General features: G+C 69.9%; 11 protein-coding genes and 1 pseudogene. 10 read left to right on the top strand and 2 right to left on the bottom strand.

The features are described 5' to 3' along the window. Nucleotides 1–4: 4 nt before the first annotated feature. Nucleotides 5–967 carry a serine hydrolase gene (locus NIE79_RS19460; RefSeq protein ID WP_238679908.1) on the bottom strand — a complete coding sequence of 321 codons (963 nt, stop codon included), beginning with the start codon at nt 965–967 and terminating at the stop codon, nt 5–7. Continuing rightward, nucleotides 967–1,956: a hypothetical protein gene (locus NIE79_RS19455; protein ID WP_238679907.1), complete on the bottom strand. Its 990-nt coding sequence runs from the start codon at nt 1,954–1,956 to the stop codon at nt 967–969. The genes NIE79_RS19460 and NIE79_RS19455 overlap by 1 nt, the downstream gene beginning before the upstream one ends. 371 nt (nt 1,957–2,327) lie before the next feature. Here NIE79_RS19455 and paaA point away from each other — a divergent pair, with 371 nt between their 5' ends. The 10 genes and pseudogenes from paaA to NIE79_RS19405 all read left to right on the top strand — a co-directional run bounded on the left by paaA (nt 2,328) and on the right by NIE79_RS19405 (nt 12,170). After that, nucleotides 2,328–3,404, top strand: coding sequence for a 1,2-phenylacetyl-CoA epoxidase subunit PaaA (gene paaA, locus NIE79_RS19450; protein ID WP_238679906.1), 1,077 nt, complete (start codon nt 2,328–2,330; stop codon nt 3,402–3,404). Next, entirely contained in the window at nt 3,401–3,721 is a 321-nt protein-coding gene (gene paaB, locus NIE79_RS19445; protein WP_372471667.1) for a 1,2-phenylacetyl-CoA epoxidase subunit PaaB, read from the top strand. Before paaA ends, paaB begins: the two co-directional genes overlap by 4 nt. After that, nucleotides 3,718–3,882 (top strand): hypothetical protein, encoded by a 165-nt coding sequence (locus NIE79_RS19440; RefSeq protein ID WP_238679905.1) that lies wholly within the window; start codon nt 3,718–3,720, stop codon nt 3,880–3,882. Before paaB ends, NIE79_RS19440 begins: the two co-directional genes overlap by 4 nt. Further along, the gene (gene paaC / locus NIE79_RS19435; protein ID WP_238679904.1) at nt 3,879–4,604 is read left to right on the top strand and encodes a 1,2-phenylacetyl-CoA epoxidase subunit PaaC; all 726 of its coding nucleotides are present in this window, start codon (nt 3,879–3,881) and stop codon (nt 4,602–4,604) included. Before NIE79_RS19440 ends, paaC begins: the two co-directional genes overlap by 4 nt. 53 nt (nt 4,605–4,657) lie before the next feature. Beyond that, entirely contained in the window at nt 4,658–5,134 is a 477-nt protein-coding gene (paaD, locus tag NIE79_RS19430) for a 1,2-phenylacetyl-CoA epoxidase subunit PaaD (RefSeq protein ID WP_238679903.1), read from the top strand. Further along, on the top strand, nt 5,131–6,240 hold the full coding sequence (paaE, locus tag NIE79_RS19425) for a 1,2-phenylacetyl-CoA epoxidase subunit PaaE (RefSeq protein WP_238679902.1): 1,110 nt from the start codon (nt 5,131–5,133) through the stop codon (nt 6,238–6,240). Before paaD ends, paaE begins: the two co-directional genes overlap by 4 nt. Nucleotides 6,241–6,454: 214 nt before the next feature. Then, nucleotides 6,455–7,645 (top strand): cyclic dehypoxanthinyl futalosine synthase, encoded by a 1,191-nt coding sequence (mqnC, locus tag NIE79_RS19420; protein ID WP_112585678.1) that lies wholly within the window; start codon nt 6,455–6,457, stop codon nt 7,643–7,645. 242 nt (nt 7,646–7,887) lie between these two features. Beyond that, nucleotides 7,888–9,102, top strand: a complete 1,215-nt coding sequence (locus NIE79_RS19415) for a COG1361 family protein (RefSeq protein ID WP_238679901.1) — start codon at nt 7,888–7,890, stop codon at nt 9,100–9,102. A gap of 485 nt (nt 9,103–9,587) precedes the next feature. Beyond that, a pseudogene (locus NIE79_RS34225) lies at nt 9,588–10,643 on the top strand (cell wall anchor protein); the annotation flags it as partial. A gap of 816 nt (nt 10,644–11,459) precedes the next feature. Then, nucleotides 11,460–12,170 carry a demethylmenaquinone methyltransferase gene (locus NIE79_RS19405; protein WP_308193194.1) on the top strand — a complete coding sequence of 237 codons (711 nt, stop codon included), beginning with the start codon at nt 11,460–11,462 and terminating at the stop codon, nt 12,168–12,170. The last annotated feature ends 76 nt before the right edge of the window (nt 12,171–12,246 follow it).

Below are 12,246 nucleotides of genomic sequence, written 5' to 3'. Positions count from 1 at the left end.
CGGCTCAGGTGCCGGGGCGGAGCAGCGCCTCGGTGATCTTCTCGCAGTTCTTCATGCCGTAGTCGTAGCCCATGTTGATCGGGTACTTGACCATCACGCCCATCGTCCAGGTGTCACCGATGGCCAGGCAGTTGATGTGCATCTCCTGCTCCCTGGTCCGGTCGATCCACCCGTTCTTGATGGCGATCGTCTTCTGCTCGCTGGCCGGGAAGGCCTTGCGGATGCCGAAGTCGCCGGCACCGCGAACCTGCTTCATCTCGTTGAGCAGCCACTTGGTCCACTTCGGCCCGGCGGCGGTGCCGGTGACGATGCAGTTGCCCATCCGGGCGGTGTCCCGGGGGGAGAGCGCCGTCCGGCTCCAGCCGCCGTCGGGGGCGACGCTGCTGTCGGTCAGCTTGCACATGGAGATGAGCCGCTTGATCGAGGCGTCCCGGTCGACCTGGTTGTAGAACTGTTCGGCCCGGGTGTTGTCGCTGTCCCGGATGATCCGCGTCGCGTCGGCGAGCTTCGCGTCACTCGGGGTCTGGCCGGCGTCGGCCGCGCGACGCAGGTAGTCGGCGACGATCCAGGCCTTGATCATCGAGGCGGTCGTGCTGGTCTCGCCCATGTTCTTCGAACCGATGATCTTTCCGGTTCGGCGGTCGAGGACGCTCCAGGAGTACCAGCCCTCGATGTTCAGATCGAGGTTCCTGGCCACGAAGGGCAGCGGCTCCAGTGACGGGCTGGGGCTCGGTGACGGCGAGGACGGCTGGCGGGCGCTGCGGTCGGTGCCGGAGCCGGTGGGGCGGTCGCTGGCGCTGGAGCCCGCGTCACCCCACTTGGCCGCCGCGGACGACTCGAATGGCGACCCGGGCAGCAGCCGCAGCGACACCAGGACCAACCCGATGAGGATGACCGCGACGGCGATCAGCCGAACCGGGGAGGCCTCGCCGCCGTTGCGCCGGTCGACCCGACGGTTGCCGGCCATCAGAGTTTTCCGACCGGCTGCTGCGGCACCTTCAGTGCGGCGCCCGGCTGCGGGGTGACCAGTTGGGTGGCCACACTGGCGCAGACCTTCGCGCCGTAGTCCAGACCGGCCCTGATCGGGTAGCGCAGCATCACCGCGAGACTCCACTTGCTGGTGACGGCGAGGCAGTTGACGTGCCAGTCGCCGTCGCCGTAGATGGGGGTCCAGCCGTTCTTGATGCTGACCGGGCCCTGAGCGGTGATCGACTTCGGTAGGCCGTCGATGATCCCCCAGCGGCCGCCGCCGGACGAGGGCCGCTGGTCCTTGGCCGCGGTGGTGCCCTTGACCTTGCTCATCTGGTCCAGCACCCACTTGGTCCACTTCTGACCGGCGGCCTTACCGTCGGCGATGCAGTCGCCGACCCGAACCGCGTCGCGGGGGGACATCCGGGTGAAGCTCCAGAAGCCGGTGTACGGCTTGACGTTGCCGCGCTTGGTGTCGGTCAGCCCGCAGATCTTGATCGCCCGCTGGATCACCGGGTCGGGGACGCTGCTGGTCGAGGCTTTGTAGGAGCCACCCGCGGCGGCGTAGACCTTGTTGGCAGCCCCGTCGTTGCTGTCGACGATGGCGAGTCGAGCCATCTCCTTCATTGCTGCGGACGGCTCCTTGGCGCCGAGCTGTCGCAGGTAGTCGGAAACGATCCACGCCTTGATCATCGATTCGGTGGAGCTGGTCGCTGTCATGTTCGGCGACCCGGAGATCTTGCCCGTCTTCCGGTCCAGCAGGGCCCACGAGAAGAACTCACCTTGGAAGCTCACCGACACCGGGCCGGCCGCCAGGGTGGGCGGCGGTGGTGGGGTGGGCGCGGGAGCGGCAACGCTCGACGTACCTGCTCCGCCACCTCCGCCGCTGTCGTCGCTGGCGAGACGGGCGTACGCGGTGGGGACCAGTAGGACGCCGCCGAGCACGACCGCCGTGATGGCGAGCACCAGGGTCACGCGAGATCGCATGAGTGGGTGAACTCCAGGTGTCAGGGCCGGGGGGACCGGCTTGTCGTCGGGACGAATCGGGTGCGATCGCCGAGGCCGGGGGAGGTGGCCTCTGTGGAGATGTCGATGTCGGCAGCCGATCGGTTGTCCGGCAGAAGTCTACGTCCGGACCGGCAGACCGCCAGGGTTCGACACTAGGCAACCTGCGATAAAGGCGGGATATGGGGCCGGTATGAGTTTTTTGCAGTGATTCACCTTTGTTTCGTGGCCTAAGTCACGGCGATATAACGCCCCTCAGGTAGCGCAAAGCGCTCATCCGCTCACAGATGGGATGCTCGGATTCCTGTTACACCCCCTGGTGCAACGTGGCGCAAGCTGTAACACTTAGCCTCATGTATGGCAACGACTTCTCCGCCCCGAACGGCGCCCCCGACGACGCGTCCGGCGGTTTGCTGGGCGAGGTCGAGGCCGCCGAGGCCGAGCTGCGGGCAGCGGCGGCGCGCGGCCGGTGTGTCGGCCCCGCGCCGGACGAGGACCTGGCGGCGTACTTCACCGAGGTGGTCGACGCCGAGCAGAAGATCGAGCCCCGCGACTGGATGCCTGACGCGTACCGGCGGACGCTGATCCGGCAGATCGCCCAGCACGCCCACTCCGAGATCATCGGCATGCAGCCGGAGGGCAACTGGATCAGTCGGGCACCGTCGCTCAAGCGCAAGGCGATCCTGCTGGCCAAGGTGCAGGACGAGGCGGGTCACGGCCTCTACCTCTACGCCGCCGCCGAGACCCTCGGCATCAGCCGCGACGAGCTGGTCCAACTGCTGCTCGACGGCCGCCAGAAGTACAGCTCCATCTTCAACTACCCCACCCTGAGCTGGGCCGACGTTGGCGCCATCGGCTGGCTGGTGGACGGCGCGGCGATCGTCAACCAGGTGCCGCTCTGCCGCTGCTCCTACGGCCCGTACGCCCGCGCGATGATCCGGGTCTGCAAGGAGGAGTCGTTCCACCAGCGGCAGGGCTACGAGATCCTGCACACCCTGGCGCACGGCACCCCCGCGCAGCAGGCGATGGCCCAGGACGCTGTGGACCGCTGGTGGTACCCGTCGCTGGCCATGTTCGGCCCGCCGGACGGCGACTCCACGCACTCCGCCCAGTCGATGGCCTGGAAGATCAAGCGCTTCTCGAACGATGACCTGCGTCAACGCTTCGTCGACATGTGCGTCCAGCAGGCCGGGATCCTCGGGCTGCGCATCCCCGACGAGGACCTGCGCTGGAACGACGAGCGGCAGGCGTACGACTACACCCAGCCGGACTATGACGAGCTGATGCAGGTGATCTCCGGCAACGGGCCGTGCAACCGGGAGCGGATGGCCCACCGCCGGGCCGCGCACGCCGACGGCAACTGGGTACGCGAGGCCGCCGCGGCGTACGCCGCGAAGCGGGCGGGACAGAAGGAGACGGTGGCCGCGTGAGCGAGCGTAGCGAGCAAGCCGAGCAACCTGGCATGACGAGTCATTCGCCTTTGTGGGAGGTCTTCGTGCGGGCCCGGCGCGGGCTGTCGCACACCCACGTCGGCAGCCTGCACGCCCCCGACGCCGAGCTTGCCCTGCGCAACGCCCGCGACCTCTACACCCGCCGCCAGGAGGGCGTGTCGATCTGGGTGGTGCCGGCCGGCGCGATCACCGCGTCCAGCCCGGACGAGAAGGACTCCTTCTTCGACCCGGCCGCCGACAAGGTCTACCGCCACCCCACCTTCTACGAGGTGCCGGACGGGGTGGCCCACCTGTGAGCGAGCGGAGCGAGCGAACCAGCCAGCACAGCAGCGGGGCGCTTCGCGCCGCCGCCGAGCGCAGCGAGGTGGTGGCGGGAAGCGAGCGGAGCGAGCGAACCAGCCAGCACAGCAGCGGGGCGCTTCGCGCCGCCGCCGAGCGCAGCGAGGTGACGGCGTGAACGGCCCCTTCGACTTCACACTCGCTCTCGGCGACGACGCGTTGATCGCGGCCCAGCGGCTGGCCGAGTGGACCACCCGCGCGCCGGAGATGGAGGAGGACATCGCGCTGGCCAACATCGCCCTCGACCAGCTCGGCGCGGCCCGCCTGCTGCTGTCGTACGCGGGCGAACTGGAGAGCGCCGGCCGCGACGAGGACGCACTGGCATACCTGCGCGACGACCGCGAGTTCCGCAACGCGCTACTGGTCGAGCTGCCCAACGACGACTTCGCGGTGACGATGGCGAAGCTGTTCTTCCTGGCGGCGTACCAACTGCCGCTGTACTCGGCGCTGGCCGGCTGCGCGGACGAGCGGTTGGCCGCGATCGGCGCGAAGGCGCGCAAGGAGTCGGCGTACCACCTGGACCATGGCGCGCTGTGGGTGAAGCGGCTCGGTGACGGCACCGAGGAGTCGCACCGCCGGATGCAGGCGGCCGTCGACCAGGTGTGGCCGTACACCCACGAGCTGTTCGCCGCGGACCCGGCGGCGCCGGTCGACCCGGCCACGGTGCGGACGGCGTTCGACGAGGTCGTCGGCCCGGTGCTGGCCGAGGCGACGCTCACCCAGCCGGACAGCGCCTGGGCCCCCGCCGGTGGGCGGGCCGGTGTGCACACCGAGCACCTGGCCTTCCTGCTCGCCGAGATGCAGGTGCTGCACCGCGCCCACCCCGGAGCGAAGTGGTGAGCGCGAGGAGTGCAGCGCAGCGGAGCCCCGCAGTCGCGAACGAAGACGGCCTGGTGACAGACGCGAGGACGGCCGCGGCCAGCGTCGTGGACCCGGAGATCCGGGTCATCACCATCGACGAGCTGGGCATCCTGCGGGCGGTCGAGGAGGATCCGGCCAGCGGCCGGGTCACAGTCACCATCACCCCGACCTACACCGGCTGCCCGGCGATGGACGTGATCCGGGCCGACATCCGCAGCGCGCTCACCGCCGCCGGCCACCCGGACGCAGACGTCCAGACCGTCTACAGCCCACCGTGGAGCACCGACTGGATCTCCGAGGGTGGGCGGGTCAAGCTCGCCGCCGCCGGGATCGCCCCGCCGGCCCCGGTGCCCGCCGCCGGCGTCGTGTCGCTGACGCTCGCGGTCCGCTGCCCGCAGTGCGGCTCGCCGGAGACCGAGCAGGTCAGCCGGTTCGGCTCCACCGCGTGCAAGGCGTTGTGGCGGTGCCGTTCCTGCTCCGAACCCTTCGACCACCTGAAGGCGCTGTGACTGTCACCATCACCCGCCCGGTTCGCCGCCGGCCGGTCTTCCACCCGTTGTCCGTCGCCGCCGTCGACCGGCTCACCGACGACTCCGTGGCGGTGACCTTCGCCGTACCCGAGGAACTGCGGGAGACCTTCGCGTTCCGCGCCGGTCAGCACCTCACGGTCCGGCGAGTCGCCGAGGACGGCGCGGACGTGCGCCGGTCGTACTCGATCTGCTCCACCCCCGACGACCTGGCGCGGCACGGCCGGTTGCGGATCGGGGTGCGGGAGATCCCCGGCGGCGCCTTCTCGGCGTTCGCCTGTGGGGCGCTGCGCGGTGGCGACACCGTCGAGGTGCTGCCGCCGCTGGGCACCTTCACGACGGCTTTCGCCCCGAACCGGGTGCGGCACTACGGCGCGGTCGTCGCCGGCTCCGGCATCACCCCGGTGCTCGGGCTGGTCGCGACCGCCCTGGCCGTCGAGCCGGCCAGCACCTTCACACTGGTGTACGGCAACCGCACGGCGAACACTGTGATGTTCGCCGAGGAGTTGGCCGACCTGAAGGACAGGTACCCCACCCGGCTGCACCTGGTGCACGTCCTCTCCCGGGAGCAGGGCGAGTCGCCGCTGCTCTCCGGTCGGATCGACGCCGAGCGGCTGGGCCGGTTGCTGGGCACCATCGTGCCGGGCGACCTGATCGAGGAGTGGTTCCTCTGCGGCCCGTACGGCATGGTGGTCGACGTCCGGGACGTGCTGACCGCGCGCGGGCTGCCCGAGTCGGCGGTGCACACCGAGCTGTTCCACGTCGACACCCCGCCGGAGCCGGTGCGCCGACCCGTCGACCAGGTGGGCATCGGGGCCGAGGTGACAATCGTGCTGGACGGCCGGTCGTCGAGCTTCACGATGGGTCGCGAGGAACGGGTGCTGGACGCCGCGCTGAAGGTGCGGGGCGAGCTGCCGTACGCCTGCAAGGGTGGCGTCTGTTCGACCTGCAAGGCGAAGGTCGTCGACGGCGCCGTCACGATGGCTCGCAACTACGCGCTGGAGCCCGACGAGTTGGCGGCCGGCTACGTGCTGACCTGCCAGTCCAGCCCGACCACCGACAAGCTCACTGTCGACTACGACGCCTGACCGTCCGCCAATACCTTTCCGCGATCTTGCAGTTTCGGTCGCCGATATGCACGGAATGCCCCGTGTGTCGCGACAGTAAATGCAAGATCGCGGAGGGGTATGGGGGTGGCCCCGTTTCGGTGCTGCCTCCAGCGCGATCCGGCCCTGTGCGGAGCGAATCACAGCCTCAAGCACCCCTCAGGGGCAAGGCGGGTGGCCGGCGTAGGCTCGGGGTGTGACGGTGAGCCGGGAGATCGACGACATCCTGCAGCGCGGCGCGGACGGCGGGCGGATCACGCCCGAGGAGGCGCTGCTGCTCTACACCGAGGCGCCCTTCCACGCGTTGGGCGAGGCGGCGGACGCGGTGCGTCGGCGACGCTACCCGGACAACGTCGTCACCTACCTGATCGATCGCAACATCAACTACACGAACGTCTGCGTGACGGCGTGCAAGTTCTGCGCGTTCTACCGGGCGCCCAAGCACAAGGAAGGGTGGACCCACCCGACCGAGGAGATCCTTCGCCGGTGCGGCGAGGCGGTCGAGCTGGGCGCCACCCAGGTGATGCTCCAGGGCGGGCACCACCCGGACTACGGCGTGGAGTACTACGAGGAGCTGTTCTCCTCGGTCAAGCAGGCGTACCCGCAGTTGGTCATCCACTCGATCGGCCCCAGCGAGATCCTGCACATGGCCAAGGTCTCCGGGGTGAGCCTGGACGAGGCCATTGCCCGGATCAAGACCGCCGGCCTGGACTCGATCGCCGGCGCCGGCGCGGAGATGCTTCCCGAGCGGCCCCGCAAGGCCATCGCGCCCCTGAAGGAGTCGGGCGAGCGCTGGCTGGAGGTCATGGAGCTGGCCCACCGGCAGGGCATCGAGTCGACCGCCACCATGATGATGGGCACCGGCGAGACGCACGCCGAGCGGATCGAGCACCTGCGCATGATCCGCGACGTGCAGGACCGCACCCGCGGTTTCCGGTCGTTCATCCCGTGGACGTACCAGCCGGAGAACAACCACCTGAAGGGCCGCACCCAGGCGACCACCTTGGAATACCTGCGTCTGGTCGCGGTGGCCCGCCTCTTCTTCGAGACGGTGCCGCACCTCCAGGCGTCCTGGTTGACCACCGGCAAGGACGTCGGGCAGCTCTCGTTGCACATGGGCGTGGACGACCTCGGCTCGATCATGCTGGAGGAGAACGTCATCTCCTCCGCCGGTGCCCGGCACCGTTCCAACCTGCACGAGCTGATCGGCATGATCCGCTCGGCGGACCGGATCCCCGCGCAGCGCGACACCCTCTACAACCGGCTCGCCGTGCACCACACGCCGGCCGACGACCCTACCGACGAGCGGGTGGTCTCGCACTTCTCCTCGATCGCGCTGCCCGGCGGTGGCGCGGGGAAGTCCCTGCCCCTGGTGGACGTCAGCTGACCGCTCGACCCCGCGACGTCGGGCGGTCCACCAGGTGAACGGTCACCCACGGGTGTCGATACGGTGAATCTTGTGCCGACGGCCATCGTCGATTCGGCACAACAACCGCCATCAATCCGGACAATCCTCGGGTCACTCGTGGCGTCACTGCCGACTTGGCCCAGTTCCGGGCTGCGGGAGTGATCGAGGCCGGCTAACGTCCCCGCCCGTACCTTTCCTCTACCCTGCGGGGGGACCCTTTCATGATCTTCCGTAACCGGCCGCTGGCGCGGCTCGGCGCGGTGGCGCTCCTCGCCTCCGGCGCCCTCGCCGCCTTCGGCGCCCCGGCGCACGCCACCGGCACCCCCACCGACCTGTCAGTCGAGATGGCAGGCACCAGGGTCGCGGCGGGCGCCGAGGCCAAGGTGGCGTTCGCCAAGATCAAGAACAACGGACCCGGCACTCCGACCAACTTCCTGATCAAGCTCGACATCTCGAAGGTCGATTTCGACCGCGTCGAGGTGGCGCCGGTGACCCCCACGCCGTGCACACTCGACGGCCTCGAGCGGCCGGAGAATGTCACCTGCCGCGTCCAGGACGACGAGGTTCCCGGTCCCGGTGAGACCATCGAGGTTCCGATCGTCGTGATGAAGGCGGAGGAGGGCGTTGAGCTGCCCTACACGGCTCCGCTCAGGTTCTCGCTCGAATCCGAGGATGACAGCACGCCGAACAACAACACCGCGTCCGCCGATCTGACGCTGACCGACGAGAGCGGCGTCGACATGGGCATCGTCGTACCGGACGTCAAGTTCCAGGTCTCGCCGTCGGAGCAGCCGCCGCTGCTGATGCCCGGCACCGAGACCCAGGTGATTGTCGAGATCATCAACCAGGGCGACGTGATCGCCGACGGCATCAAACTCAACCTCGCCCTGCCGAAGGGCGTGACCTTCACCGAGCAGGTGCGGGAGTGCACCTACTCGCAGGACCGGCGGATCGCCGACTGCCCCACACCTCTGCTGCAGGTAGCGCCGGAAGAAATTCTCGCGGGCGTCTTCCCGGTGAAGGTCGCCGCGGACGTCAAGGCGCCGGTCACCCTTCAGGGCGGCAGCGGCACCGTTGCCGCGCTCGGCCAACTGCCGGCCACCAACGCCAACCTCGCCGCCAGGAAGACGGCTCTCCCGTCGTTCCTCAAGGCCGCTACGACGGAGCAGGCCGCCGAGGTGCGCGACATCGACGACACAGACAACACCGACGCGTACGCGGTTGTCGTGGCAGCCAAGGGCGGCTCTGGCGGCGGTGGCGAAGACGGTGGCGACGGCGGTGGCGACGGCGGCGGCCTCCCGGTGACCGGCGCCAAGGCGGGCCTCATCGGCGGGATCGGCGCCGCGGTGCTGCTCGCCGGTGGTCTGATGTTCCTGGTAGCGCGGCGACGGCGGGTCGTCCTGGTGGCGCCGGGCGACGAGACGCCAACGGCCTGAGAGATGTCCTCCAGCGACCCGCGAGGGTCGTTCACATAGATGCACGGCGGTACGGGCGGGATGGGTGACCATCCCGCCCGTACCCTGCCCCTGGTGGACGTCAGCTGACTGTCGACACCCGGCCGTTCGGCTGATCGACGCTCATGCTCCCGCCGGATCACCCCCCGGCGGTACGGGTGGTCCCCGCCGCCGCAGCGTCAGCCTGTCCGGTGCGGGGCTGGTGGAGATGATCGTCGGCGGCTAGCGTCCCGGCTCATATCCGTCACCACCGTCGACCGACGGGGCTGTCCTCCATCGGCCCGCTGCGGGTCGTTCATATAACGCACGGCAGTACGGGCGGGATGGGTGACCATCCCGCCCGTACTGTCTGCCCAGCTCGGACCGGACGGATGAAAAACGGCTCCGCCTGCTGGCGGGGAAGATCAGCCTCCGATAGCGTCCGCTCGTTCCGCAACCATTCTTTCTTCCCTACCCCCGGGGGACTGATGACAGCGTTCCACCGCTCGACGCTGGTGCGCGCCAGTGTCGTGGCGCTGCTCGCGGCCGGCGGCATCGCCGCCGTGGCCGCCCCAGTGCTGGCGGCCGAGGAGGCCGACCTGGCCCTGGTGCCACTCAGCTACAACCTGGCCAAGGGTGTCACGGAGGCCAAGAGCAAGCCGTTCAAGTTCTCGGTCGACAACACCCGGAGCAAGGAAGACGCCAAGGGTGTCAGTTACACGGTGGACACCAGCAAGCTGAAGACGAACAAGGTCCGGGTCGTGGTGCCCGACGGCTGCCGGGTGAACGGCAAGAAGTTCACCTGCCGTCTCGGCGACCTGGCCGCCGGCACCAGCGAGGACTTCGGTATCCCGATCTTCTCCACCGGTGGTAGGGGCGCCGCCGGCACCCTGGTGGTCACCCTCCGCTCGGCGACCGAGGACCCCAACGAGGAAGACAACAAGGTCGAGCACGACATCACCGTCACCGAGCCCGGGTACGACCTGACCAGTTGGGTGCAGGACGTCAACGCGAACGTCGTGGTGAACGGTGTCAACGGCGACGACCCCGACCTTCGGCCGGTGCGGCCGGGCGAGACGGTGCCGGTCGACTGGGCTGTCTACAACGACGGCAGCCGCAAGGCCACCGGCCTCGCCTACGTGCTCACCCTCCCGGCGGGCGTCACCTTCGACACCCTGCCGGACACGTGCACCACGCAGACCTTCGGCGTCACTCAGGCGCTCTGTCAGGACGACGGCGCTGTCATCCGGCCCGGTGACTACTACACGGCGGACATCAAGGTGACCGTCGGCACCGACGTCACCGAGCCGGTGCTGCGGGTCGGCGAGCTGGTGGCACACGGTCTGGACGCGGCAGCCGGAAAGCCCGAGGAGCAGCCGCGGCGGGCCAGCGCCGCTCAGCGGAAGGCCTTCACCGAGATCGACGAGGGTGACAACCAGGCGATCTTCGACGTCTTCGTCGACCTGGCCGACGACCCGACGCCGACGCCCACGCCGACGGTCACCCCGACGGAATCGCCGACGCCGACGCCGACGGTCACTCCGACGGAGACGCCGAGCCCGACGGAGACGCCGACCCCGACGCCGACGGTCACTCCGACGGAGACGCCGACCCCGACGCCGACGGTCACCCCGACGGAGACGCCGACCCCGACGCCGACGGTTACCCCGACGGAGACGCCGACCCCGACGCCGACGGAGACGCCGACCCCGACGCCGACGGTTACCCCGACGGAGACGCCGACCCCGACGCCGACGGAGACGCCGACCCCGACGCCGACGGTCACTCCGACCGAGTCGACGACTCCGACGCCGACGGTCACTCCGACGCAGGCGCCGACGGTCACCCCGACGGCGACGCCGACCGCGACCGCGACGCCGACTGTCACGCCGACCGCGACTGTCACGCCGACCGCCACGGCCACTCCGACGCCGATCCCGAGCGGTACGACGACGCCGGGCACGACCGTCTCGCCGGGTGCCGGTGGTGGCTCCACCGGTGGCGGCTCGGGTGGTGGCGGCCTGCCGGTGACCGGTGTGCAGGTCGGCCTGATCGGCGGCATTGGTGTCATCATCCTGCTGGTGGGCGGGGCGCTGTTGGTGCTCACGCGTCGTCGCAAGGTGGTCCTGGTCTCGCCGACCGACGAGAAGTCGACCGACTGACACCGGTGTCCTGACCAGCGGTGCGCACGAGCGGCGCGACCGTGACGGGTGCGATGCGACAGGCGTCCTGACCGAGGTGTCATGGACGCGGGCACGACGCGAGGGCGGGGTGGGCGACCACCCCGCCCCTTCGCGTACGGGGTGCGTGCCGCCCCACCCAGCGCGCGTCGGTTGGCGGGCGGCTGGCAGAGTGGAGGGGTGAGCCGTACCCCGCAGGGCCAGCGCGCCAGTCTGGACAAGCAGCCGCACGAGGTCGCCGCGATGTTCGACGGCGTGGCAGAGCGTTACGACCTGACCAACACGGTGATCTCGCTGGGCCAGGACCGCTCCTGGCGGCGGGCCACCCGGGCGGCGCTCGGGCTGCGGCCGGGCGAGCGGGTGCTGGACGTGGGGGCGGGCACCGGCGTCTCGACGCGCGAGCTGGCCCAGTCCGGGGCGTACGCGGTCGGGGTGGACCTGTCGCTGGGCATGCTGCACACCGGCAAGCGGGCCCGGCCCGAGGTGCCGCTGCTGGCCGGGGACGCGCTGCGGTTGCCGTTCGCCGACGCCAGCTTCGACGCGGTCACCATCTCCTTCGCGCTGCGCAACGTCAACGACACCGACGCGGCGCTGCGTGAGCTGGCGCGGGTGACCCGGCCGGGTGGCCGGCTGGTGGTCTGCGAGTTCAGCACCCCGGTCAACCCGGTCTTCCGGACTGTCTACCTGTCGTACCTGATGCGGTCGTTGCCGGTGGTGGCCCGCACGGTGTCGAGCAACCCCGAGGCGTACGTCTATCTCGCCGAGTCGGTCCGGGCCTGGCCGGCGCAGTCCGCGCTGGCCGGCCGGGTGGCCGCGGCCGGGTGGGGGCGCGTGGCATGGCGCAACCTGACCGGTGGTGTGGTGGCCCTGCACCGGGGGATCCGCGAGTAGCGGACGGGCCACGCCCAGCCGGTACGGACATTATTCAGGTTCCGTTAATATCAGGCTTTAGTCCACTTTGCCCGGT

Source organism: Micromonospora trifolii (genome assembly GCF_022229005.1).
Classification (GTDB): domain Bacteria; phylum Actinomycetota; class Actinomycetes; order Mycobacteriales; family Micromonosporaceae; genus Micromonospora; species Micromonospora trifolii.
This window is presented reverse-complemented; position numbering and strand designations above follow the sequence as displayed.